This is a genomic window from Micromonospora terminaliae (assembly GCF_009671205.1).
GTDB lineage: Bacteria > Actinomycetota > Actinomycetes > Mycobacteriales > Micromonosporaceae > Micromonospora > Micromonospora terminaliae.
The window spans coordinates 2,214,266-2,238,692 of the sequence record NZ_CP045309.1; the positions used below are offsets into that span (position 1 = coordinate 2,214,266).

The 24,427-nt window shown below is 69.4% G+C and carries 22 protein-coding genes and 1 pseudogene; 9 read left to right on the plus strand and 14 right to left on the minus strand.

Going from position 1 to position 24,427, the window contains the following annotated elements:
- The first annotated feature begins 11 nt into the window (after positions 1–11).
- Entirely contained in the window at positions 12–659 is a 648-nt protein-coding gene (locus GCE86_RS09675) for a TetR/AcrR family transcriptional regulator (RefSeq protein WP_154226630.1), read from the plus strand.
- 36 nt (positions 660–695) lie between these two features.
- On the opposite strand, the gene GCE86_RS09680 is transcribed toward GCE86_RS09675, so the two are convergent.
- The 9 genes from GCE86_RS09680 to GCE86_RS09720 form a co-directional block, all read right to left on the minus strand.
- A complete protein-coding gene (locus tag GCE86_RS09680) occupies positions 696–1,853 on the minus strand; it encodes an FUSC family protein (protein ID WP_239542657.1) in 1,158 nt (385 codons plus the stop codon).
- Between the two features lie 65 nt (positions 1,854–1,918).
- Positions 1,919–3,103 (minus strand): low temperature requirement protein A, encoded by a 1,185-nt coding sequence (locus GCE86_RS09685; protein WP_154226631.1) that lies wholly within the window; start codon positions 3,101–3,103, stop codon positions 1,919–1,921.
- Positions 3,104–3,169: 66 nt separating this feature from the next.
- On the minus strand, positions 3,170–4,258 hold the full coding sequence (locus GCE86_RS09690) for an AI-2E family transporter (protein WP_154226632.1): 1,089 nt from the start codon (positions 4,256–4,258) through the stop codon (positions 3,170–3,172).
- A gap of 373 nt (positions 4,259–4,631) precedes the next feature.
- Positions 4,632–4,973 (minus strand): hypothetical protein, encoded by a 342-nt coding sequence (locus tag GCE86_RS09695; RefSeq protein WP_154226633.1) that lies wholly within the window; start codon positions 4,971–4,973, stop codon positions 4,632–4,634.
- Positions 4,970–5,143 (minus strand): hypothetical protein, encoded by a 174-nt coding sequence (locus GCE86_RS09700; protein ID WP_154226634.1) that lies wholly within the window; start codon positions 5,141–5,143, stop codon positions 4,970–4,972. The genes GCE86_RS09695 and GCE86_RS09700 overlap by 4 nt, the downstream gene beginning before the upstream one ends.
- Positions 5,144–5,262: 119 nt before the next feature.
- Positions 5,263–5,871, minus strand: a complete 609-nt coding sequence (locus GCE86_RS09705) for a DJ-1/PfpI family protein (protein ID WP_154226635.1) — start codon at positions 5,869–5,871, stop codon at positions 5,263–5,265.
- A 399-nt stretch (positions 5,872–6,270) separates the two neighbouring features.
- Positions 6,271–7,494, minus strand: a complete 1,224-nt coding sequence (locus tag GCE86_RS09710; protein WP_154226636.1) for a DUF4132 domain-containing protein — start codon at positions 7,492–7,494, stop codon at positions 6,271–6,273.
- Positions 7,495–8,699: 1,205 nt separating this feature from the next.
- Positions 8,700–9,092, minus strand: coding sequence for a hypothetical protein (locus GCE86_RS09715; RefSeq protein WP_154226637.1), 393 nt, complete (start codon positions 9,090–9,092; stop codon positions 8,700–8,702).
- Positions 9,093–9,157: 65 nt separating this feature from the next.
- The gene (locus tag GCE86_RS09720; protein WP_154226638.1) at positions 9,158–9,592 is read right to left on the minus strand and encodes a hypothetical protein; all 435 of its coding nucleotides are present in this window, start codon (positions 9,590–9,592) and stop codon (positions 9,158–9,160) included.
- Positions 9,593–9,771: 179 nt separating this feature from the next.
- Between GCE86_RS09720 and GCE86_RS09725 the strand changes: the two are divergent.
- Positions 9,772–10,350: pseudogene (locus GCE86_RS09725) on the plus strand (transposase family protein); the annotation flags it as partial.
- 86 nt (positions 10,351–10,436) lie between these two features.
- Positions 10,437–11,111: an HAD family hydrolase gene (locus GCE86_RS09730; RefSeq protein ID WP_154226640.1), complete on the plus strand. Its 675-nt coding sequence runs from the start codon at positions 10,437–10,439 to the stop codon at positions 11,109–11,111.
- A gap of 433 nt (positions 11,112–11,544) precedes the next feature.
- On the opposite strand, the gene GCE86_RS09735 is transcribed toward GCE86_RS09730, so the two are convergent.
- Both GCE86_RS09735 and GCE86_RS09740 read right to left on the minus strand, forming a co-directional pair.
- Positions 11,545–12,201 (minus strand): response regulator, encoded by a 657-nt coding sequence (locus GCE86_RS09735; protein WP_208818082.1) that lies wholly within the window; start codon positions 12,199–12,201, stop codon positions 11,545–11,547.
- Positions 12,198–14,189, minus strand: coding sequence for a GAF domain-containing sensor histidine kinase (locus GCE86_RS09740; RefSeq protein WP_154226641.1), 1,992 nt, complete (start codon positions 14,187–14,189; stop codon positions 12,198–12,200). Before GCE86_RS09740 ends, GCE86_RS09735 begins: the two co-directional genes overlap by 4 nt.
- A gap of 310 nt (positions 14,190–14,499) precedes the next feature.
- Here GCE86_RS09740 and GCE86_RS09745 point away from each other — a divergent pair, with 310 nt between their 5' ends.
- Positions 14,500–15,744 carry an esterase-like activity of phytase family protein gene (locus GCE86_RS09745; RefSeq protein WP_154226642.1) on the plus strand — a complete coding sequence of 415 codons (1,245 nt, stop codon included), beginning with the start codon at positions 14,500–14,502 and terminating at the stop codon, positions 15,742–15,744.
- Positions 15,745–15,911: 167 nt separating this feature from the next.
- Positions 15,912–16,376, plus strand: a complete 465-nt coding sequence (locus GCE86_RS09750; protein WP_154226643.1) for a hypothetical protein — start codon at positions 15,912–15,914, stop codon at positions 16,374–16,376.
- Positions 16,377–16,894: 518 nt separating this feature from the next.
- Here GCE86_RS09750 and GCE86_RS09755 read toward each other — a convergent pair.
- Both GCE86_RS09755 and GCE86_RS09760 read right to left on the minus strand, forming a co-directional pair.
- Positions 16,895–17,731 (minus strand): DUF4352 domain-containing protein, encoded by an 837-nt coding sequence (locus tag GCE86_RS09755; protein WP_154226644.1) that lies wholly within the window; start codon positions 17,729–17,731, stop codon positions 16,895–16,897.
- Positions 17,732–18,425: 694 nt separating this feature from the next.
- Positions 18,426–19,325: a glycoside hydrolase family 3 N-terminal domain-containing protein gene (locus GCE86_RS09760; RefSeq protein ID WP_208818083.1), complete on the minus strand. Its 900-nt coding sequence runs from the start codon at positions 19,323–19,325 to the stop codon at positions 18,426–18,428.
- Between the two features lie 969 nt (positions 19,326–20,294).
- Here GCE86_RS09760 and GCE86_RS09765 point away from each other — a divergent pair.
- The 3 genes from GCE86_RS09765 to GCE86_RS09775 all read left to right on the plus strand — a co-directional run bounded on the left by GCE86_RS09765 (position 20,295) and on the right by GCE86_RS09775 (position 22,526).
- Entirely contained in the window at positions 20,295–20,753 is a 459-nt protein-coding gene (locus tag GCE86_RS09765) for an SRPBCC family protein (RefSeq protein ID WP_154226645.1), read from the plus strand.
- Positions 20,754–21,051: 298 nt separating this feature from the next.
- Positions 21,052–21,996, plus strand: coding sequence for an NAD(P)-dependent alcohol dehydrogenase (locus tag GCE86_RS09770; protein ID WP_244317249.1), 945 nt, complete (start codon positions 21,052–21,054; stop codon positions 21,994–21,996).
- 191 nt (positions 21,997–22,187) lie between these two features.
- On the plus strand, positions 22,188–22,526 hold the full coding sequence (locus GCE86_RS09775; protein ID WP_244317250.1) for a Rid family hydrolase: 339 nt from the start codon (positions 22,188–22,190) through the stop codon (positions 22,524–22,526).
- Between the two features lie 355 nt (positions 22,527–22,881).
- Here GCE86_RS09775 and GCE86_RS09780 read toward each other — a convergent pair whose 3' ends face one another.
- Positions 22,882–23,751: a DUF6745 domain-containing protein gene (locus GCE86_RS09780; RefSeq protein WP_154226647.1), complete on the minus strand. Its 870-nt coding sequence runs from the start codon at positions 23,749–23,751 to the stop codon at positions 22,882–22,884.
- A gap of 461 nt (positions 23,752–24,212) precedes the next feature.
- Between GCE86_RS09780 and GCE86_RS32335 the strand changes: the two genes are divergently transcribed.
- Positions 24,213–24,344, plus strand: coding sequence for a hypothetical protein (locus tag GCE86_RS32335; protein ID WP_275587137.1), 132 nt, complete (start codon positions 24,213–24,215; stop codon positions 24,342–24,344).
- Positions 24,345–24,427 lie beyond the last annotated feature (83 nt).

The following is a 24,427-nucleotide window of genomic DNA, read 5'->3' on the forward strand; positions in this document are numbered from 1 at the left end:
AGAGGACAGCGATGGCGCAGCAGACCAGGCACGCTCCGAACCGCCTGGAACGGCGCAAAGCACGTACCCGTTGCGCGCTCGTGCGCGCGGCCCAGGCCTTCATCGCCGCCGGCAAGCTCAACGTCCCGATCCTGGAACTCACCCAGGCCGCTGATGTGGGGATGGGCTCGTTCTACAACCACTTCGACAGCAGGGAGCAGCTCTTCCAGGCCGCGGTGGAAGATGCACTCGACCGCTATGGCACCCTGCTCGACGAACTGACCGTCGGCTTGGACGACCCGGCTCACGTCTTCGCGCAGAGCTTCCGGCTGACCGGACGTCTCCATCGGCGGAGTCCCGAACTGAGCAAGGTCCTGCTCAACAACGGCCTGGCGCTGGCCACCTCAGGCAAGGGGCTCGCGCCGCGCGCCCGACGCGACATCGAGGACGGAGTGCGCGCCGGCCGGTTCCGCATCCGCGACCCGGAACTGGCGATGGTGATCGTGGCCGGAGCCGCGCTGTGCCTCGGCCAACTGCTGCACGACCACCCGGAACGCGACGACGCCGCAGCCAGCGACCAGGTGACCGAGGACGTGCTGCGGATGCTCGGCCTCGCGGCCGACGAGGCCCACGACATCTGCCAACGCCCGCTCCCGGACCTGAATGGCCGTCGCCCGTAGGCCGACGCTCAACCCCCTGCCCCGGGCGGGCCGCTCCTAGGCAGTGGCCGCCTCGCGCACCATCTGGTTGGCCGTCGCCGGCTCATACCCGGTCGCCCGAAGCAGGTCACTCGCCAACGTGCGAAGCTGGATCACCATGGCATCCGCGAACGGCTTGGCGCCCCGGTGATACGCCTGGCCTGCCAGGCGGGCGCCGTCCAGCACCGCGGCCCGCGTCTGGTCGAACGGCCCAGCGTGTCGCGCCTCTCGCGCCAGCAGCTGGACCGCCTCGGCGAGCCGCTCCACGGCGGCGGGAAGCTCCTCCGGCACCGGCTCGTCGTATTGCAGCGTGGTCGCGGCCCAGCGGGTCAGCGCCCGGCACGCGAGGGTCATTCGATCGAGTTGCTGAATCCCGTGCCGGTAGTGCTCGACATCGGTCCGGCGCCTCCAACGGGCCGGCGCGATGATCGTTACCTCCTCGGCGCCGGCAAGGGCCTCGTGCAGCCGGCCGAGGTCGGGTTCCAGCCCACCGAGCTGGTCCAAGGCTCGCATTGCCCGTTCCTGATCACGCTCGGCGAGTGCTTGTGCAACCTCTTGCAGTTGCGCGTGGAGGGTAGCGACGACCGGTGCGACAGCCTGCTCAAGAACGCGTATCGGGTTGACCGGTAGCAGCAACGCCACCACGATCAGCCCGACGGCACCGCCCACTCCGGCGTCAACGACGCGCTTCCATTCGAGGCCCTGCTCGATGTGGGCGAACGTGGCGATCAGCACGGCGGTACTGCCCGCCTGAGCGACCAGCGCACCGCTGCGACCGGTCATCAACAGGGCCACCGCGATGGACAGCATCACCACCACGCCGATCTGCCAGGGCCCGAACCCGATGGAACGGATGAGAAGATCACTGACGAGCAGGCCCAGCCCGACGCCCAGCATCATCTCGGCGGTGCGGAGGGCGCGCTGCCCGAGCGACGCGACGATGGTGCCGACGGCAGCGCTGGGCGCGAAGATTGGCGCGGGGCGACCCAGGACATCGTGCGCCAGCCCCCAGGACAACGTCGCGGCCAGCCCACACTGCGCTGCGACGACGAGAATGATCGTCAACAGTCGCAGCCGCAGCCGACCTGCTTCGCCACCGCGACGCCGAGCCTTCGCGACCAACGCCTTGGCATGCGCGGCGTCGGGGCGAGCCGGACCGCGCCGTTCAGCCGCCATGTCGCGGGTTACCCGATCCGCCCTGGACAAATCTCCATGTCCTGCCGTCGCCTGCCTGCGATCGTTCAGCGGGGTGGTGACGGCGGCTCGGATGGGCGCCCTCGAGTACGGACCTCGTCTGCTACGCCGACGCAGGCCAGGATGAGGGCGGCGACGGTGGCTACCGCGAGCGGCGGCACCGGCCGCACCACTGGGGTGAGGGCCACGAGGGCGAGTGCGCCGATCACGCGGGCGAGCGACACGCGCCCGAACACCGCGTACTCGAAGAGGGCCCGTCCGGCGAGGAACAGGGCGGGTCCGCCAAGGATGACGGCGATCCAGGCCGGCTCGGAGTCACCGAGCGGGTGCGTGATGACGAGTTCGTCGCCGACGGCGACGGCGACGATGGCGGCAACCATGATCACATGGGCGTAGAACGTCAGGACAGCAACGCGGAGAGGGTCGCGGCTCGCGGAGATGGCGCCCGCCAGGAGCGCTCCGGCGCGGTGAATGTAGATGCGCCACAGAAGCGCCGTGGTGGCGAAAGCCAGGAGCGTGGCAGTGCTGCGATCGAGCCCGAACTCGCCGGTTGCGAAGGTCAGTCCGGTCACCAGGATCGGCTCGCCGAGCGCGACGATGAAGAACTGCTGGTAACGCTCGCCGATGTGCTCTTCGGATGCCACGATCTCGAGTCGACGCGGACCGTGGCGGCCCAACGTCGGCGTGGGAAAGCCGAGTGCGAGCGCTGCGAACTCCACGGTGGCCGCCGTCATCCACAGCGCCGCACGCACCGCTTCGGGTAGGAGCGCACCCGCGATCCATGCCGGCGCGGACAGGCCGACCCAGAAGAACAGCCGCACCGCGCTGGCCTGTGCCTCGTGGCCATGCAGAAAGTAGATGGCGATGGCGAGGCCACCAAGCCGGATGGTGAGGTACGCACCGGCGAAGACCAGGCCCCGCTGGCCGAACGCCTCCGGCGCCGCAGCCGCCAGCACGAGGGCGCCGAACATGATCGGCATGGTGAGCAGTTGCACCAGCGGATGTCGCGGGTCGAACGCGTCCAGCAACCTCGTCGTAGCGCCCCACAGATGCAACACGGCGAACAGCAACACCAGCGTCTGGAACGCGCCAGCCCAACTCAGCTGCTCGAGCAGCTGGCGGGAGAGTTGAAAGAACACGAGGACGAACACCAGGTCGAAGAACAGCTCCAGGAACGCCGTCCGCGCCTGCTCCGGTCGTCGCAGAAGCTTGCTCGCCCTGCCCGTCGTCATCGTTTGCCCGTTCCTCCTTGCCGTTTCTGCCGGTCTCCGCCGTAGCACCGCCCTTGGCGTAACAGCTCAGCGCGGCTGGTCGCCGTGCCCGGGGTCGTGAGGTGGTTGATCCGGGCCGGCGTGCGTCGCCGGAACGAACTCCCGCAGCAGGATCTTGACGATTCCGGCGGCGGGTATGGCCAGCAGCGCTCCCACCAGGCCGCCGAGCTGAGCGGCGGCGAGCACGCTGACCAGCACGGTCAACGGGTTCAGCTGCACCGCGTGGGACATGATGGCCGGTTGCAGCACGTGGTTCTCGAACTGCTGGTAGACCACGAAGAAGACCAGCACGATCACCCCGGCGGTCGGGGAGTGCAGGAAGCCCGCACCGCCCGCGACAATCGCCCCGAGGGTCGCACCCACCATCGGGATCAGATCGGCGACGGCGACCAACAGCGCGACCACGGCGGCGTACGGCACGCCGGTGAGCACGAGCACCACGAAGGTCAGCACGCCGCAAATAAGGCTGATCAAGAGGTTTCCGCTCACGTAGCCGGTGATGGTGCGAGCCGACTCTCGACCGACGCGGTGCAGCCGTTCCGCCCGGGCGCCACCGCCGGCCAGGGCCAGCGTCCGGGCGGTGATCTGCGGGGTCTGCACCACGATCAGATACGCCAGCACCACCACGGACAGCATCCCCGCGACGCCCTGTGCCGCCCCGCGGGCCAGCCCGAGCGTCGAGCGGCCGAGTTGACCGCCGAAGCGCCGGAACTCGTCGGCGTGCGCCTCGGCGTACCGGCGAACGTGGAACCGCTCCAGCAGTTCGCCGACGGGGCCCCGCCCTGCCCGTACCTCGCGCAACAGGTCGGGCGCCTGGTGGGCGAACCGGGCCAGTTCGTTCACCAGGGGCACGACGAGGACCACGGTGAGCGCAGCGAGCACCACCAAGGCAGCCAGGAACACCAGCAGCGCGGCCGCCGCCCGCCGCCGGACCAGTCGTTGCTGCACCCGGTTCACCAGTGGATTCAGGGCCACCGCGAGAAACGCTGCCGCCACCAGCCAGCCCAGCACCAGCCGGGTCTGCCAGACCAAGGCCAACCCGACCAGAGTGGCGAGGACCAGACCGATGACGATCAGCGCCCGGCGGGCCGTGAACCGGTCGTCGGCAGTGCTCATTGGGCACGACTACCCTCTGCAAGGAGAAGGAAAGCCAGCGGAGCAGTCTCGATCCCTCAGGGCGTCAGGCGAACGGGTTCGACGCGAGGGCATCGAGCGGTGCCTGCTTGCCGAAGTCATCATGTCGGTCGCGGTGGAACTCGTGCATCCGAACGGCGTCGGCCTCCAAAGACAGGCTCATTTAGGTCGGCTACGCGCAGGTCGGCGTGAAGTTGTCCACGTTTGAGTGTCTTTTGCGGGCCATGATCCCTCTCCGAGCCCGTTGTGCGCGTGGCCCCGATTGTCCGACTGGCCCACAGAGGCCAGTACCTAATCGGCAGACTTGTATGCCAGCCACTCGAGTGGGCGAATGGGCCGCTGGTGGGTCCGCCTCTCAGGAACAGGGCGGCCGCCGCACCAAAACCATGTTCCTTCGCCTGAAGGCTTCCGCGACGGGACAGTTGGTCGGTGCCCTGCCGGTCCGGAATGAGGTAGCTGACGGCGCCGGTGCTGGTGCGGGTGTGCGTAGTGCCTGGGCGATCCGGTGTGGGTGGACGCGGCGGGTCATTCGCCAGCGGATCGCGTGGTCGGCGAGCAGGTAGGTGATCACGCCGACGAAGAGGGCCAGGTGCGGGAGGGTGTTGAGCGGGGCGCCCGGTGCGATCAGGCCCCAGCTGCCCAGCACGGACATCGTTTTGCCGAGCCCGAGCGAGACGAGGACGATGCCGGCGATCATCGGCAGGTGCGCAGCAGCGCGTAGGCGTCCTGAGCCAGCGCCGCCCGCCGGTCTGTGCCGCTCGCCGCCAGCACCCGCGCACCGTAGCTGGCGGTCGTGCTGAAGTAGATCCACCAGAGTGCGGCGAGCAGGGCCGTGCCCAGTGCGGCGGCGACGCCCCACTCTGCCAACAAGCCGTCCCCGCGACCGTGGATCGCCTCAGTCGGCGTGCGGTGTCGACAGAATGGCGGCTCACCCGGGTCGGGCAGCGCGCGGCTCGCCACGAAGGGCGGCCAGGGCACGCGGGGCTCTAGCGCAGGGCAACCTCGCCCGCGCGGACGGCGCGCATTGCGCGCTCGACAGTCTCCTGATTTTCGCCGACCGGAGCCACGTAGTCGACGACGTCGCGCGCAGCGTCGTACCCGAGCATTCGGGTGATCACCCAGGTGGCGAGATACTGGGACGCCAGGCATCCGCCCGCCGTGGCGATGTTCCCCTCGGCGTGGAACGGCGCGTCCAGCACGGTGACATTGCAGGCTTCGACGAACGGCCGGCTCTTCCTGTCCGTGCACGCCGGCATGCCGTCGAGCAGCCCGAGCCGCGCGAGCACCAGCGCGCCCGAGCACTGCGCGCCGATCAGCTGTCGCGAAGGATCGAGTGCCAGCCTGGAGATCAGCCGGTCGTCGGCGACCACCTCGCGCGCCTTCACCCCACTACCGATCAGCACGACGTCGGCCTCGGTCACGAACTCGATCGGGCGCTGCCCGGTCACCTCGACGCCGTTCATCGACGTGACCACAGGCGTCGGCGTCGTGATGAAAGCCTCCAAGCCGTTCTGACGGCACCGGTTGATCAGCGCGGAAGCGATAAAGCTGTCGAGCTCGTTGAACCCGTCGAAGGTGACCACGGCTACCTGCATCACAACTCCCTGAGTACGGCGTCAGGTCCCCACTCTCCCTGGCGCGCCCGCGCCGGGCCGAGGGCCAATCAGCGGCTCGCGGCATGTCCACGGTCGATGGCGACGCGAATTTGAGAGGTACGCAGCGTTATGAGTGCTTCGACCGTTACAAGGCTAGTCCGGTGATGCAGACGATCTGGGGAGCTGTGCGTGGATTCGTACCCTGCTGTCGAGGCTCACGGCCTGATCGGTGATCTGCAGACGGCGGCGCTGGTGGCTATGGACGGGACGCTGGACTGGTTCTCCGGGCCCGTAACGGCACCTTCTCGACGACACCTGGGTGAGCAGGAGCTCGCCGTTCGTGCCTGGCGATCTGTGCCCCCGGGCTTCCCCACCTAGGATGCCCTCGCGTATGCATGGTCATGAGGCGAGCTGCCGCAGCACCGTGGGATCGGTGATCGTGTCGTCGGCGGCGAGCATGATCGCCTTCGACAGGATCGTCGACAGCATCGGGTCGTCCTCGAACGGCAGGTGCAGCCGCCCCGTGCCCCCACGTGCGGGAACGATGCAAAGGTAGGCATCGTTGGGCTCCATCATGATGTTGCCCGAGCCGAGGTGGATCCGGTAGCCGCGCAGGTTCCCGCGTACGTGCAGGTATCGGTCCGCGAGGGTGACCCGCCCGGCGATGGCCATGCGGGGGAGCAGGCGGGCCAGGGCGTCCCGGCGCACCTCCGCCGACGGGGTCAGCGCCCCGACCACGGTGCTGTGCCAGTAGTCCCGGAACCGGTCCTCGCCGCGGTCTGCCCACTGCGGGTCGGTGGCGATCGAGGTGACGCCGACGAACAGGTCCACGTCCCGCATCGCCTCGGTGAACACCAGCAGCGGTACGTCCGCGAGCGGTGCGGGCTGCCACGTCGCGCCGTCCTGTCGGGCGAAGCGCACCTGGTCGGTGGAGCAGTAGTGGACGTCGTAGTCGCGTGGATCGTCGGTGTCGACCAGTTGGTGGTGGAAGGACGCCCGCCACGCACCACCGCCGAAGAGCTTCGTGGCTTCGCTGTCGTACCCACCGTCCCACGTGCCGAGGTAGCCGGCCTGCCAGCCGCGGGCGCGCATGAGCGCGTTCGCCTGGCGGTAGCGCAGGATGTGCGCGGCGAACCGGTTGGAGTAGGAACTGGTCCGCTCCTCGGCCGGCGTGAGCAGGTAGACCTCGCGAAAGGCCTGCTTGAACGGCTGCGTCAGGCCGGTGGCGAGCACCCGTTCACGCCAGGCGAGGGTCTCATCCACACCGGCGCGGATGGGGTGCCACAGCCGGACCCGGTCACCGCGCGCCGGCCGCCCGTCGAGACCGGCGATCGTCCACTCGTCGCCGTCTTCCCAAGGCAGGCCGGCCGACCAGTCGCGCCCGTCGGTGCTGGTCTCCCAGATCAGCCGCCGCCCGTACGTCCCGGTGATCGGGTGGTCCAGGAAGCGGGACACCCAGTCCGGGTACGCCCAAGTGCGCGCCTCGGACAGCAGCGCCTCCACCCGCTGGCGCTCGGCGGTCAGGGTCGCGTTGATGCCCTTCACCCCGTCGCGCAGTTGCTTCAGCTCGTCGGCGTGCGTCTCCTTGAGCGCGACCGGGACGCCCTTGAGCGACGACGTCACCGCGAGCGAAGGTCAGACGCGCCTTCTCGCCCACGACCCGCACCGTCGCCTCGTACGCGCCCACCTGGGTCCGCCGGCTCCCGGCGGAGTCGAGCCCGTGGTCGTCGACGGCGAGTTCCATCACCTCACTGAGTGACCACCCCCGCAGGGCGCCCAGGCGGGCCAGCGCGGACTGCACCCGACCGCGCACCGCCTTGTTCTTCACGGTCACCGCGAGCCGCGCCAAAGTCCGCACCGGCGCCTCACCGTCGCGCCCCGCGAGCAGTTGCACGGCCGCGATCGCGGTGCGCTGGGCGTGCGGGAAACCGGACGCCTGGCGGGGCGCGGCCGAGGCGGTGGCGGTGACCCTGGCCAGCAGGTCCGTCGCCGCCTCGTCCGACTCCCGCGACAGCGCCCACACCAGGCCACGGAGGAGACGGTCCGAGTCGTCGTGCACGGAATGCCGGTGGGCGGCGAACGCTTCCAGGATGCCGCGAACTGCCGTCTTCCCGTCGGTCGTGAGGAGCTCGTCGAGGAGGCGCAGCCATTTGGCCGGTGCCGCCGGCTTGTCGAGCGAGGCGCAGTGCGCCAGCAGCTCGGGCACACCCGGCGCGGCGAGGACGTCCCCCAAGGCGGCGCGCACGAGCGGACCGAACTCGTCCCCGTTGTGCAGCAACCAGGACGGCACGCGGCGACCGGTGGCGCGGTCGAGCGCCTGCCCGATCAGCACGGCGACGCGCCGCCGCGGCCCGGCTGCCATGAAGTCGTCCTCGGCGATCTCGTCGAACAGGGCCGAGAGCGCCGGCGCCAGATCGGCCAGGTCCGCGGGAGCCAGACGCACGGCGATCGTCGCCGGCAACTCCAGGTGGGCGCCGTTGTCGTAGCCGTGCCCCCGTCCGGCAACCTCCAGACACCACAGGAGATCCGCCCGGGTCCAGTCGTGCTCGCCGTCGGCGAGACTCCGCAGGACGTCGTTCAGCGCGGAAGGGATCGAGCCGGCCGCGGCCTCCAGGTGCACGGCCAGCGCGGCGCGGCGGCGAAGCTCCGCCGGCCACGACTCGGTGACGGCCCACTCGGGCGTGCGGGTCACCGACGACGTCCAGTAGTAGGTGGTTGTTGTCCGGAGCAGCGGCCGAACCTGGGCATCGGCTTCGGCGATCCCGGTCTCCACCTGCCGGCGATCCGCCGCGCTCAGCGCGGGAAGCAACCGCGTCCAGTCACCCACGTCAGCCACCCACCAGGGGAACGAGCCGCACGAAGGCCACCTCGGGATCCCCGAACAGGTCGATCTCCTCGTTCAGATCCTCGACCTGGCGGTCACCCACCAGCAGCACGAAGCCATTGCGGGCGAAGGCGGCACACGCCGCGTCCGCCTGACGCTCCCAGTCCAGCCGCCGGCCGCGACCGACCCGATAGCCGTTCAACGTCGCCTCCGCGTCGGTCGGCCGCACCAGACCCCGGAAGACGTCGGCCTGGCCGGCATTGAACCGCGCCACCTCCTCGCGGACGCGCAACCGGACCAGCTCCCGCGCGGAGATGCGCCCCGGCAGACCGGTCAACGGCCACTGATCGATCGCCCTGCCCGTCGCTGTCTCGTCCCGAACCGTCACCGTGGCCATTCCGCCGTGCTCCTTGCCTTGAGGTGAGCGGCATCATGGCACGACGGTCCGACGGAACCGTTCGTTCAGCCGCCTGGGCAGCGGGTGTCACCGCCGCTGTGTTCCACGCAGTGCCCCGGCGGGCCGGGCGTCGTCACGGCCGGCGCCGGATCGAGGTCCCGGCCGGCGAGCAGGGCGAACGGTACGGCGGGCACGGCGATCACGACGGCCAGCACCAGGAAAACGACCGCGGTGCGTACCAGCCGCAGTTGGTACGCCACGAGCGCGATGAGGGCCGGCCCGGCGGTCGCCACCAACGCGGCGACCAGCACCGCCACGTTCGCCCGACGTCTGAGGTCCTCGAACTCGCCGGGCTGGTCGCCGTAGCTGACGCTCCACTGCTCCAGGCCGATGCCCACCCACCACACGGCCGCCGTGATCAGCCCGCAGACCCAGAGCAGGAACAGGAATCCCACGATCGGGCCACCCCGTCGACCTGTGCCGACCGCTTCAGACGTCATGCGGTCAGCGTGGACGGCCTAACCCCGGCCGAGCATGAGTCGGCGTACTCAGGTTCGCTCGGATCCCGGCCACTGACCCGATCTTCACCACAACCTGCTTCCACTCGTCCCGGAGGGGTTGCCCGGTCGCAGCGTTGTGCTGGTCGCTCACTGCACGGCGCTCGAAGCGCGGGCCGAAGCTCAGTACATCAGTTCCCAGCCTGGCTGGTGCACTCCTGGCGGCCAAGATGGCCGGCCACCCGCACGTGATTACCGACGGCACGCTGATCGAGACCGACCGCTGCCAGACCCTTGGCCCGACCCCCGGAGTCGACCTGTGGTGGCCGGGCGAACACAACAACCACGGCGGCAATGTGCAAGTACTCACCATGCCCGACGGATGGCCACTGTGGACCTCCGACGTATGCCCCGGCCGCGAACACGACACCACCTGCCTGCCCGCCCACACCGAACTATTGCCGTCCATCCAGGCCTGGGTCAGCGAGGACCTGGCCACGCTGAGCGACCTCGGTTACGAAGGCGAAGCCGACACGATCACCGTGCCGATCAAGAAGCCACAGGGCGGCAAGCTCACCGAGGATCAGAAGGCTCACAACCGTGACCACAGCCGCAAACGCGGACCGGGTGAACGCGGAAACTCCCTGCTCAAGATGACCTTCAAGGCACTGCGCAACGTCAGCGTCAGCCCGTGGGACATCGGCGACATCACCCGCGCGGCGCTCGTGCTCCTGCACATCGAATACGGACGAACCGCATGATCACGAACCGTCACCGAGGAGTTTGCTCGGAATAGCTCACTGCTTCGCGGCCTACAGAACTCGTCGTGTTGATCTAGGGTGATGCGATGACCGCCAAGCCCGTGACGACAGTACTGTTCGACTTCGCCTGGACTCTGTTCGCCAGCGACTCGAAGCGCTGGGTGGGCAACGCGGTGGCGTCGATCGACCGGACATTGGCTGCCGGCGAGGCGCACCGTATTGCTGGCGACTTCGCGGAACTGTTGCGGGCGACGGCCACGGATCCGGCCCACATCGCCCGGGATCTGGATCCGCGAGTCTGGGATCGGGCGATCCTCGCCGTGCTGGAACAGATTCCTGGGGTGGACCAGGCGCTGGCATCGGTCTTGCACGAAACACGCGCCGAAGCGATCGAGCCGTACGCCGACACCGTCGCCACCCTGTCCGCATTGCGTGATAGCGGTGTTCGCATCGGCGTCGTCAGCAACGTCGGCTGGGACATCCGCAAATGCTTTGCGCGGCACGGACTCGAAGGCTATGTCGATGCGTTCGTGCTGTCCTACGAGGTCGGCTTCGTCAAACCGGACCCTCGGATCTGGGGCGCCGCCCTCGAAGCCCTCCATGCCGCACCGGGCCAGACCCTGATGGTCGGTGATCATCCCGCCGGCGACGGCGGATCGGTTTCCGCCGGCATACCAGCGCTGATCCTGCCAATGGTGGATTCGCCCGCGCAGAAACGCGGCTTCGAATGCGTGCTCAGGCTTGCCCAGGTTGCGTCCTGACAGGTCTGTCGCTGGCATTCACGTGAAGCTCCTTGTGAAGTTGATCTCTCGGCAGAGACCTTCTTCATTTGGGAGCTTCACTCATATCTGTTGCAGCCGACCACGTCGGCGTGTCGTGATAGGACATCCAAGAGCGTCACAGACCGCGATCACCACGTTGCGCGGAAAGGCTACTTCCTCGCCGAAGGCACGGCGCTGGCCTTGCGAGCACACTTGCTTGCCACGGCTCGCCCGGAGCTCCTGGTAGCCGCAGACGTGAAGCGACACGGCGGCCCCGGACCTGGTGTGCTGGCAGTGGCAGCCCGGCCAGGTCTGGGTCTGGCAGCTCCGCTACCTGCACGACCCTGGAACACCACAGCACTGGCCCCCCGCCGCTGTGCTCGCCGCAGTTGTCGCCGACCCGCTGTCGGCCGGCCTCGAGCTCGACGAAGCCTCAGCTGCCGTCCACGAGGCCGAGGCCGGCCTGCCGCGCCCGAATGATTGCCTGGGCCCGGTCCGCGACCCGCAGTTTGGCGAAGATGTTCGTCACGTGGTTGCGGACGGTCTTGTCGGACAGGTTCAACCGCCGGGCGATTTCCCGATTTCCGAGCCCCGCCGCGATCAGGTCGAGGACCTCCCGCTCGCGATCGGTGAGCATCGGGAACGGTCGGCCGGGCCGGTCCCCGCGGCGGTGGGCTGCGAGGACGCGCAGGACGCCGGCCGCGATGCCGGAGCCGAATAGCGCCTCGCCGGCCGCCACCGCGCGGATCGCGCCCACGATCCGATCTCCGTCCGCACCCTTGACCACATAGCCTCTGGCACCGGCGCGCAGCGCCGCGATGACGGACTCGTCGTCGTCGAACATCGTCAGCACCAGCACGGCGACCTCGGGTGCGGCGGCAACCAGTCGTCGGGTCGCCTCGACGCCGTTGACGACCGGCATGTGCAGGTCCATCAGCACGACGTCCGGACGCAGCCGTACGGCGAGGTCGAGGGCGTCAGCTCCGTGCTCGGCTGCGGCGAGCACCTCGATGTCGGGGGCGTCCTCGAGCACACCGGTCAGGCCCGCACGGAAGACCGGGTGGTCATCGGCGATGAGTACGCGGATCACGATGCGACCACCGGGAGGACTGCCTCCACCTGAGTTCCCTGCCCCTGCCGGAACGTCACTGTGCACCGCCCGCCCAACTCCTCGGCGCGTTCCCGCATGGAGGCCAGACCGACGCCGAACGCCGCCGGAGCCACCCCGCTGCCGTCGTCCCAGACAGTGATGAGCAGCGCGTCGTGCTGGCTGACCGAAACCCGGCAGGTGCGGGCACCAGCATGCCGGACCGCGTTGGTCATCGCCTCCAACGCGATCCGGTAGGCCGCCACCTCCACTGCGGCGGGAAGCCCGTACGGCCTTCCGGGCAGATCCTCCTCCACCAGCACGGTCGGCGCCGTGGTGGCCGCGTTGAACACCTCGGCGTGGCGGCGCAGCGCGTCGACCAAGCCGCCCTGGTCAAGGGTGGGCGGGCGCAGATCGGCAACGATCCGCCGGACCTCCTCGACGCACGCCGCGCACTGTTCCCGCAGCTCCGCGAGCAGGGGCCCCGCTTCGGGCCCGTCGCGGTGCGCGCGCCGCGCCGCGGTCTCCAGGCCGAGGGTGATGCCCGCCAGCGCCGGCCCCATGCCGTCGTGCAGCTCGCGACGGATGCGCAGGCGCTCCTCCTCGCGGGCCATGATGACCCGCTCGCGGGAGCGGCGCAGGTCCCGGGTCACGCGGACGCCGTGGGCGGCGACCCCGGCCTGGCGGGCAAACGCCTCCAGCAGCCGCCGGTCCGCTGGCGACAGGTCCTGCTCACCACGGCGAGGTCCGACAATGAGTACGCCGACCGGCTCGCCGGAGTAGGTCAGCGGGAACTCGACGGTGCCGGCGATTGGCTCGCCGGCCGTGTAGGCCGGGGTCGCCTCGGCCGTCAACCGCACGGCCGCGTACGGCAGCCGCAGCGTCGCCCGTACGGTGTCCACGACCGCCGGCAGCACGGCATCGACGTCCATCGTCTGGGCCAGCCGCTCCCCGAACGACGTCAGGGCGGCCAGCGGGTCGTCTCGCCGCCCGTACAGCAACCGCTCCACCGCCAACTGCACCCGGTGCCGCACCCCGGCCAGCAGCAGCGCGGCGACCGCCGCCACCAGGGCCGGCCCGACACCGGGGCCCAGGTTCGCCCCCAACGCCGCCGCGGCCAGCAGGTACGCCGCCAGAGCCACACCGGTCAGCAGTGCGTAGACCAGCGCGCGGGACAGCACCGTCTCGATGTCGAAGAGTTGGTGCCGGACGACGCCCACCGTCAACGCGGCTACCGCCGCGACGTGCAGGGCGAACGTCACCACGTCCGACCACGGGCCCTGGGTGGCGGTCAAGATGAGGGCGAGCGCTGCGACGAACCATGCGTCCTGGCGCCGCCGCGCCGGCTCGGCGCGGCGCATGCCCAGCACGACGGCGACGACCGCCACCGCCCCGACCGCAACCGCCACGAAGAACGCCACCAGCACGACCGTCAGCTGCGGCCCGTCGGGTAGCGGAAGGTCGAGCGGATTGTGGTACGCCCCGCCCGTCTCACCGGCGACGACCTGATCGACGGTGGCGATTCCCACGATGGCCACCGTGCCGCTCGTAAGCGCCACCGCGGCCGGCGCCCGCCAGCCTGGCGAGCGTAGCCGTCCGTCCGGGAACAGCAGCGGAAGCGCGACCACCATCAGCAGGAACGCGGGCAGCCACAGCCAGACGGCCAGTGCGGCGACGCCCGCGCCGGGCAACGCGCCCGGCCGGGTGAACAGCGTGTACGTGACGTACTCCGCCGCCGTCGAGCTGGCAGCCGCGCACAGCCCGGCGGCCCCGAGCACCCAACCCAGCCGGTTGGCCGGCTGGCGACGCAGCACCAACGCGCCGACCACGCCGAACGCCAAGCCGGCCACCCAGGTGTTGGCCTGGTTTCCGGACAGGAACGAGGCTAGCCGGCCATGGCTGCTCCAGACCCCCCACAGGGTCATCGTGGAGAGCATGACCGTGACTCCCGCGACGACGGCGGGAGCCACCAGCGGACGTCGCAGCCTCATTGTTTCCTCATTCTGCCGCGCGGCGCGTCCGCGTAGCTAGGCGCTCCGGCGCCGCTCGGGCGCTGTCCTGGCCGCAAGTCGGGACCACGCTCCCTGTAAACCGGGACACGAGGCGACAGACGCTGCCCCCGTGAACCCCAACAGATGACCCGGACGCAACGAGCGCGCCTGAAGCTCGTGCCGCGTGCCGAACCGGGTCAGGCTGAAAACCGAGTCGGTCACATGCCGGCGCGGGACCTCGGCAACCGGTACCCGGGACAGGGGCTTACGCAAGCTCACTAACGGTTCTTATCGTCCGGAGGAGCCGATAATGATCAAGCGACTGTCCACGCTCGCCGCCGCCGTGCTCGCGGCGGCGGTGGCGACCCCGTCCATCGGGGCACACGCCGATGGACGGGGAAGCGCCCAACCGACCCTGCTTGGTCGCGCCGTGCTGCCGGTCGAGACGTACGCTCCCGGCCCGCCCTCGGGGACCCTCTTGCCTCCCGGGACCGTCAACGGGATCACGTTCCCGCTGCCTGCGCAGCCGGTCGAGGGGTTCTCGGCAATCGTCGACGGCCGACACCCGGGGGAATACCTCGCCATGCCAGACAACGGGTTCGGCGGCAAGGCGAACTCGACGGACTTCCTCATCCGCGCCTACTACATCCGGCCGGACCTGAGGACCGCCAAGGGCGGGAGCGGCGAGGTCGAGGTCGATTTGAACGAGTTCATTGAGTTCCGTGACCCGGACGGTCTGATCGGCTTCCCGCTTGTCAATGAGGGGACGACCCAGCGGTTGCTGACCGGCGGTGACATCGATCCCGAGTCCCTGCAGCGCGGCAGAGATGGGGACCTGTGGGTCGGCGACGAGTTCGGGCCGTGGGTCCTGCACTTCGACGCCACCGGCAAGCTGCTCGATCCGCCCTTCGCGGCTCCGGGGGGCCTTCGGTCGCCCAACAACCCCCACCTCGGCGGGGCGGCGGCAACCCAGCCGAACAGCCGCGGCTTCGAGGCCATGGCCATCAGCCCGGACGGCAAGTACCTGTATCCGGCTCTGGAGGGCGCGACGGTAGCCGAGCTCGGTACCACGCGGCGCTACATCTTCGAGTTCAGCGTGCGCGACGAGGCCTTCACGGGGCGCGTCTGGCTGTACCAGACCGAGCAGCCCGGATACTTCGTCTCTGACATGGCTGCCCTCGACCGGCACCACCTCGTGGTGATCGAGCGTGACGGTGGTCTCGGACTGAACGCGCTGTTCCGCACGGTGTACGCCGTCAACCTCGCCGATGCCGATGCCGATGCCGGCGGGTCTCTGGTGAAGACGGAGGCTGTCGACCTGACGGCCGTGCCCGACCCGGACCTGCTTTCCCTGCCCCCAGTCCACGACGGCGACGTGGGACTCGGCAACCCGTACCGCGTGACGTGCGAGTCGATCGAGGCCATCCATCAGATCGCCGGCAACCAGTTGCTGCTCGGCTGTGACAACAATTTCCCCAACGTAGGCCGCAACCCTGGCCGCGCAGACGACAGTGAGTTCATTGTGGTGAAGCTGCCGGGCCTCCGCGGCGAGTAGAGAGAGCAGAGCTCGCAGGTCCTCGGGCAGGCAGGACGCTGCCGGGACCGGTGACGGTCCCGGCGGCACCATCTCATGAGGGGCGTAGCGCAGAGACAGACCAATCGCCATCGATTGCGCTCGCAATTCTTGGTGGCGCGTTCGCTTCGCCGAAAAGGAGGCAAGTCATGCGGTTCAGCCCACTGATCACAGTGATTCTCCTCGCTCCCATGGCAGCGCTCGCGGGCGCCGTCGGCAGCGGTCCCGCCGACCACGAGGAGACTCTGCGGCTGCTGGACACCGGTGCCACCATCGACGCGTTCCTCAACGGTGGCGAGCCGAGCCACACCGGCGACCGGGAGGTCTTCCGCGACACGCTTGTCTGGGCCAAGGATCAGAGTCCTGCGGGCAAGGCGGAAGGCCATTGCACAGTGATCGAAGCTTCCACCGCGACGACGACCTGCACGATCGTCACCACCTTGCAACATGGCACTATTACCACCGAAGGTGTTGGCATTTTCGTGCCAGGCGCCACCAGCATCGCGGCGGTAACCGGGGGCACCGGCGCCTACGAAGGCGCCAAGGGCCATGCCACCTTCCTGTTCAACCCGGCCGCAAATTCGCCGGTGACCTTCGTGCTGTCCCGGCGCTGACTGGGTTCACCGCGTATCGCAGTCCGGGCCGACCTGTGGCTCCGCACGCCCATCGGCAGGTGTGGCACCGGATGAAGAAATGGCCGCCGCAGCGGCACAGCCACCGGTCGCGCAGCGGCGTGGTCGTCGAGCCGCCGGCGTAGCCGTGCCCGTTGTGGCATCCCCGCGGCCTGTCGCCGACCAGCTCGCGGACCTGGTCAGGCCACCCCGTTGTGGATCGGCTGGGGTTCGGCCGGTAGGTGATCGAGAGGATCGCGGAGTTTTGCGCAACTGGCGGCGACGTGGCCGGCCCTGGCGTGCGGATCGACGCGGACGGCTCGCTCGTCGCCACGGCGACCGCCGAGCAGGTGTGCGGGAGTGTTGGGTCGGCCGATCAACGAGGCATCCGACATAGACGGCAGCCTCACCGCCGCCGGGACCAACCACATCCGCGCCGACCTGCGGCAGAACAGCGACAGCCCGGGTTCTCCGGGCTGCCGCTGCTGTCGCCAGTCACGCAGTTCGCGGCCGAAGGCCGGTCACAGGGTGACGACCGCGTCCTCGGCGAAGGTGAACAGGCCGGCGTCGAAAGTGATCGTCTTCAGCTTCGTGCCCTTCGGCACGTCGAAGTAGACGTTCGCCTTCACCGAGTTGCCAGGGTTGATCTCGTCGAGGAAACCCTGCCCGTCGGTGTTGCCGTAGATCCCGGCCTCGCCGTCAGCCTCGTACTCCCGGCCCGTGGCGTCCTCGGCGGTGAGGGTGCCGTCGGCGTGGAAGGTGTGCGCGCTCTTCGTGACGTTCTTGACGGTCACATTGACCTTGCAGAAGGTGCCCTGCGCCTTGGTGTTCAGGAACTGGCTGCCCACCTGGGAGATCCCACACTTCACGCTGTTGACCGTGAACTCGAAGTCACCGCCGCGCACCTTGTCGCCGACGCCAAAGGTCTTCGGCTTGGCGGAGGCCGGCGCCGCAGTCGTCTTCGCCGGCTCCGGCTTGACCGATGCGGGCGCCGACATGCTCGGGGCGACGGCCGCAGGGGCGGAGGTGCTGGGGCTGGCAGCGGGGATGTCACTGCTGGCGGACACACCGGACTTCTTGTCGTCGCCGCTGACCAGGCCGATCACCATCGAGCCGCCGCAGCACAGCACCACGAACGCGCCGACGCCGATGAGGGTGGGAATCAGCCAGGGCCGCTTGCGGGCGGCGGGCGCCTGCGCGCCGGGCGGCGGCGGGAACTGGCCGGGCTGCTGAGCGAACTGCCCGGGCGCCGGCGGCGGGAAGTGACCGGCCGGCACCTGCGGGAACTGAGCGGTGGGCGGCATCGGCTGCTGGCCGGCCGGCGGCTGGTTCTGGGCAGGGTCGTAGGGGGTGGTCATTGAGTGGTGTTCTCCCAGGTCTTGATTCGCGCTGCCCCGTTAGTTGAGCGCAATAATTTCCACCCTGGCACATTTTGCCTCAGGCAACTGTCCTCCGGCTGGCCTGACCCACACGCCCGGTCAGCGCGAGAAACCCCCGATCTTGGTGACCCGGTCGTCAGCCGTTGAGCCACCAACTTGTTCACGCCCCGGCCGCGGCGTCCCCGGTGGCTCGGGTCGGTCCAACTGCCCGCTCCAGCTTGCGGGCAGCGGCTGTGGCCAGGAATGCGCGATGATGCCCCGGAGCTGTCGGGACAGCAGCGGCACGCCCCCCGACGCGGGGCGCCGCCAGCGGGTGGGTGCGGCGCATCCGGATGAAGACGGGCGCTGACCCCACGATCGGGGATGCTCAGGATCGAGACCCCAGCGGCCCTGGTGCTTCTGACACATAAGTCCGGGTCGTTGAGTTGCCCGAGCTGCACGCCGCAGCGAGACCAGGTCCACCTCGGGGCCGTGCCGCGGCGGTGAACCTGGTCGTCGCGAGGCCGAGTTCGGACCGCCGCTTCCGCCGAACGAGCAGCCGGAGATCCACGGCGTCCTCGTCGGTCCGCCGGTTCCTTGGGCCGGCCTCGACGCCTGACTTCAGGGCGCTCGGGTCGTGCACGGGTTGGTTCGGGCGGATGGAGGCGCCTCGGATGGCCGCCCCGCTAGAAGATCAGTGGAGACGGGCCCGTAGGTCGGCGATCCGATCCGCCGCTGCGATGAAGCCGGCGGTGTCGAGCTTGCCCCCGGTCTGCGCGTCGACCAGGGCGGCCGTGGCGGCTTCGCCCTGACTGACATCACGGGCGGAGCACAGGATGAGATCCATGCCGGCGGTCGCGGCGGCGACCGCGCGCTGGCCGGTGCTGCCGTAGGCAGCCAGCGCACCGGCTTCCAGGGCATCGGTGACGGTTACTCCGGTGAACCCGATGCGACCGCGCAGTTCCTGCCTGACCACGGTCGGCGACAGGCCGGCCGGGCGGTTCGGGTCCAACGCCGGGTAGACGGCCCAGGACAGCATGACGAGGTCGACGCCGCTGGCGACGGCGGCCGGGTACGGGAACTCGTCGGTGCCGCGCATCGTGCCCAGCGACTGGGACAGGGTGACCGGCCGGGTGTCGGTGTTCTGTGCCGTTGCCGCCCGCCCGAGTCCGGGGAAGTGCTTGGCGGTGGCGGCCACGCCGGTGCGCTGCTGGGCGGTGATGAACGCCCGCCCCAGGTGCGCGACGGTGGAGGGGTCCGCGCTGTAGGAGCGCTGATACTGGTCGATGAAGTTGCCTGCAGTGGCATAGACGTCGAGAACCGGGGCGAGGTTGACGTTCATGCCGACCGCGGCGAGGGTGCGGCCGGCTCCGGTGCCTGCCGCGGTCGCCGCGGCCACCGGATCGGCGGACTGGCCGATCCGCTTCGCCGACAGCGCGGGCGCCCCCGGTAGCCGCCGGATCAGGCCACCCTCCTGGTCGACCATCAGCAGCAGCGGCACGTGGACCGGGCTTTGCGCCTGGGCTCGTCGTAACTGGGCGATCACATTGCTGATCTGGGCGATGCTGGCGATGTTCTCCCCGAAGAAGATCACCCCGGCGGCCTCACCGGCGCGGATGATCCTCAACAGGCTCGCCGGTGGTGTCAACCCGGGATAGGAGTAGATGATCCGCTGCCCGGCCAGTTGCCGCCTGGTCAGGCCGGCCGACCTGGTCGGCGCCGGCACGGACGGTACCGGCGCGGGGGACGCGCCCGGGGCCGTCGTGGGCGGCGTGATCGACATGGACGGCGATGCCATCCGTCCACCACCCGACCCACCAGACGCGGACCAGGTGGAGCGTGCCGCATCAGGGGCGGGCGGCCCCGGCGTGGGGGTGCGCGAGGACTGGCAGGCGACCATGGCAAGGCCGAGCGTCCCGGCCGCGAGTACGACGCGCACCTTCGCCGCTGGGTACATGGCCACCTCCCCACAGCCCACACCGATCCCGGCGCGCCTGACAGGAACCGGCAACCAGTCGACGGTGACCAGTCCGCGGTGTCCCGATCTCATCCGCCGGCGACGATGAACGGTGCATCCGCTCCCGCGGCGATCGCCAGCGATGCGCCTGCCGGTATGGGTGCCTCCCTGCGTCACCGGACCTCGTGCGGCGGCTCTATCAGCAGTATGTGCGCGACATTCGTCGGTGACTAGTCGCCCACATCATCGCGCGACCGGCCATTGACTAACCTTCCCCCGGCTCCGGACTCTTTGGCGATGACGGCCCTCTGGCCTGCGATGATGGGGGCGAGCGGGCCTGCATCACCTTCCAGAGAAGACCGAAGAGGTCACCGCGCGGACCGCGTCGGTGCAGCTGTCGGCTGTACACCCGCCTCGGACGCGGTACCGGCGGCGCCGCGCGGTGGGCAGGCCGACCTCCAAACGTGGTGCGCCCTGGGATTACGTGGTGCGCGCACATGTCGTCGACCGCGCGCTGCGATCCGTCAGGGTCGCGCGGACTGCGCCGCCCGTTCGTGTCGAGGTGAGCGTGCCGCGATCTCGAGCGCCGGACACTAGATTCACTCCATGTACTCGACCCAGGTATCCCAACTCATCAAGGCACCGCGCTCAGCCGTCTATCGGGCACTGCTGGACCCGGCCGCGGTCGCCAAGTGGCGCGTCCCAACCGGCATGAGCGGGCATGTTCATGAGTTCGACGCGCGCGAGGGTGGCAGGTTGCGCGTCTCGCTCACCTACGAGGCACCGGACAACACCGGCAAGTCGACAGCACACACCGACAGCTACCACGGCAACTTCGTCAAGATTGTGCCCGACCAGCAGGTGGTCGAGGTGATCGAGTTCGAGACCGACGATCCTACGTTGCGTGGCGCGATGACCATGATCACGACGCTCACCGACGTGGACGGTGGCACCGAAGTCGTCGTTGTGCATGACGGAATTCCCGACGCCATCCCGGCCGAAGACAACGAGATGGGTACGCGCATGGCCCTGGCGAACCTCGCCAGCCTCGTTGAACTCGGCTAGGGCCCGTGTCAAAGGCCCAGCCGGCCGGGGCGACGATGTGCCAAGCGCCTGGCCACCGAGGTTGGCGGGCAGGGACAGCTCCAGCTGCCCCGACCAGACGCCGGCAATGGCTCCGGCCACGGATGCACCACCACCATCACCCCGAGACCTACGCCGACTGCTCCGTCGCCGGCAGCCTTCTTGTCGACCAGCCGCTTGTCCCGCCGTGCTAACCAAGAGGCGTAGGCGCTGGCGCTGAACGGATCGGGTACTGCGGCTGGCCTACTTCCCGAAGGGCTGGTGGTACCAGGTGAGAGCAGTGGTGTACGACCGGTACGGGCCCCCGGATGGGTTGCGGATCGAGAACCTCCCCAAGCCTTCCCCTGCTGCCCGACAGGTGCTGGTCAAGGTTGCGGCGACCTCGGTGAATCTGAGCGATTGGGAGACTCTGCAAGGCTCGCCACTGTATTCGCGCATCGGTGGGCTGCGCTCCCCGGCACACCGGACCCTCGGCTCGGACATCGCCGGATGGGTCGACGCGGTGGGTCCCGCCGTCACTCGGTTTCGACCCGGTGACGAGGTGTACGGCGACAACCTCGTGCTCAAGGGCGGTTTCGCCGAGTACGCGATCGCGCCCGAATCGGTCCTGGCCCGCAAGCCCGCCGCCCTGACCTTCGCCGAGGCGTCGGCGATCCCGCAGGCGGGCGTGATCGCCCAGCAGGGCACCGCGGGCGCCGCAGCTGGCAGCCGGGTCCTTATCAACGGCGCCGGCGGGGGATCCGGCGCATTCGCGATCCAGCTAGCCAAACGACTCGGCGCTCAGGTAACCGGCGTCGACAACGCGAGCAAGCTCGACTTCATGTGGTCCGCCGGCGCGGATGAGGTGATCGACTACTGGAGCCGGGACTTCACCCGCAGCGGCCCGTACGATCTCATCCTCGATCTGGTCGCGCACCGATCGGTGTTCGCCTACCGCCGGGCACTGGCCCCCGGCGGCCGCTACCGGTGCGTCGGCGGATCGGTCCCGGCGCTGCTGCGCGTCCTGACGATCGGCGCGGTGGCCGGCCGGCTCACCCACCGCCGGCTCGGCGTGCTCGCCGTCCGGGAAGGCCCGACCCACTTCGAACCGGTGGCCGATCTCTGCGTGGCGGGTGACCTCGTCATCCACATCGACCGGGCCTTCACGCTCGACGAGACGCCCGAGGCGTTGGCCCACGTGGGTAAGGGACGCGCCCTTGGAAAGGTCGTCGTGAACGTCAACTGACCAGCGACCGCAGATTCACCGCGGCCGGTGGAGTCGACGGGCGTTAAGGCGCCGAGCGGGCGCCCGGCGCGGTCGCTGCTCTGCAATGCTCTTGTACCGTGACTTCTTTTCGCCGCTTGGTGACTTCAGGATCACCGCTGGAACCGGAGATCGGCTTCTCACGCGCCGTGCGGATAGGGCGGTACGTATCCGTGGCCGGCACCGCGCCGATCGCGGACGACGGTGCCACGGCCGGTCCGGGAGATGTGTACGCGCAATCCGTGCGTTGCCTGGACATCGCCGAGCAAGCGCTGCGCGAGGCCGGCGCAACGCTGGCAGACGTCATCAGAACCAGGGTCATGCTTGTTGACATCGCCCGTTGGCGAGAGGCGGCGCGCGCACATGGCGAACGGTTCTCTCAGGTGCGACCGGCGTGTACCTTTGTAGAAGTATCGCGTTTCATCAATCCAGAGTGGTTGGTGGAGTTCGAGGTCGACGCCGTCGTCGCAACAACCGACCCGGGAGACTCCGTTACTCACGAAGGACCGTGAGGCGGTCGTGCGGATTGGTGTCTCGAATCGTGTCGCGCCAGCATCCTGATGTGCCGCCTAGCGCTCGTCACGCAAGGTAACCAGTTCACGGTGCACCACTGTCGGGTCGGCGCGCACCATCGCCAGTTCCTCGGCCGACAATCTGCGTCCGATCAACACCATGCCCACGCAGCGGTCCTCTTCCCGTCGGGGGTGTGCCGTTCCGCGCTCACCGTTTTCGTGACGCGGACCGTGCCGCAACCGGCTCTCCGCCGGGGTCCGGCTGTCCTGCTGGGCTTCGTTCTCAGGGTTGCAGAATGCGGAGCGGGCCGGCCGGGACCGGCGGGTGGCCGTCCCGACCGGCCGTCGACTCAGCTCACCTGCTCAGGAGTGGTTGCCAGCCGCCGCGGTAGCGCAGGCCGCCAGGTTGCAGCCGGATCTGGTCGTGCACTGTTCCGGAGACCCGCTCGGTTCGTATCGCCTCGGGCCGGTCCACCACGACGCAGACGTCCTCGCCGGGCCACCACCAGCCGCAGGAGCGAGCCAGATCGGCCCAGGCGTTGAGGTGTTCGGCCTCGTCCGGCCCGTACCGGGCAAGGCCGAGCCGGTGCAGCACGTCGTAGTAGGCGATCCAGGAGGCGTCCTGCTGCCCGTACCAGCACACGGGTACCGGGCCGTCACCCGCGAGCGCCGCACGCACGGGCAGGTAGTACCCGTGTGCGAGGCTGCGGTGCAATGCCGTGCGTACGCCCTGGTGCAGCACGACAGCGAGCGGGACGCCGCTGTCGAGCCCCTGCAGAGGCGCCAGTTCGGGCCATGGCTCCTTGGTCTTGCTCGTACGCACGGGTGACAGCTCGGGATCGCTGTAAGTGACACCCGCACTCAGCGCGCCGCGCAACCGGGAGGCGATCATGGCGATGTCGCTTGCCAGCGGTGGCATCCCGCGCGGCCGCGGATCCCGGATGCACTCGTAGAGCTGATCGAGGGTGGGCCAGCCGGTGATCAGGGGGCGCGCCTTGTCGGGCGAGTCGACCCATTCGAACCGGGGTCGCGGCCGAGACGCTCTGGCGTAAATGGCGGTCAGGACGCGCTCGGCGGTCGACTTGTCGGCCGGCTGCGTGGACAGGGCGTGGTCGAGCCATTCCTGGCGGATCGGGATGGCCTGCTGCCACAGGTCGTGAGGCTTGCCGCTGCGACCGGCCTGGGAAGATGTCGCGGCGTCGTTGCGCCGCGCGGGGGCGCTCATCGCGCCAGGGCGTCGCCGCCCTTCCGGTACGAGATCATGGAACGACTATGGCCCTCACCGCGGCACCGGCGCAAGGCAGTTCTCCAGCTGCAGCGCCTCACTAGCGGCGTGACAGGACGCCGAGGCGCTGGTCACTGGTCGTCGACCGATCCCGATCGCTTTCGAGAGCAAGCGGGCGAGAACCACGTCCCGCTGACCGACCCCGGACATCACCGACAGCACAGAGGTGGCCCGGCTCCGGCGGGATCCTGACGCGGGCTCCTACGGCCCGGTTTGGCGCGCGCCGCGGTAGGGAAGGTTCGCGGTCACTTCGATGAAGGAGGCTGTATGGAGACGTCCGCTAGCGTCGGGCGCAGTTACCGACAGTCGACACGCCTATGCGGGGCTGCGCCCGTTGCAGCGCCGACCGCGAGGGGGCGAGCCTGATGGCTCGCGTCGGTCGCTACGGAATCCCAGGGTTCGTGTGGTTCCTGATCTGGCTCGTCGTCTGCATCTTGATCGTCATCCTGTTGGCAATGGTCATTCACCACTTCGGAGGCGCCTCGCTCTCGCTCAAGCTCGGCCACTTCTACCTGAACATCGGGGTCACCTGACCTGCCGCGTCGTCGACACTTCGGCGCCGGTATTGCACAAGCCGGGTTGGCCGTCACCGCCGGTGACGGCCAACACCGCTTGG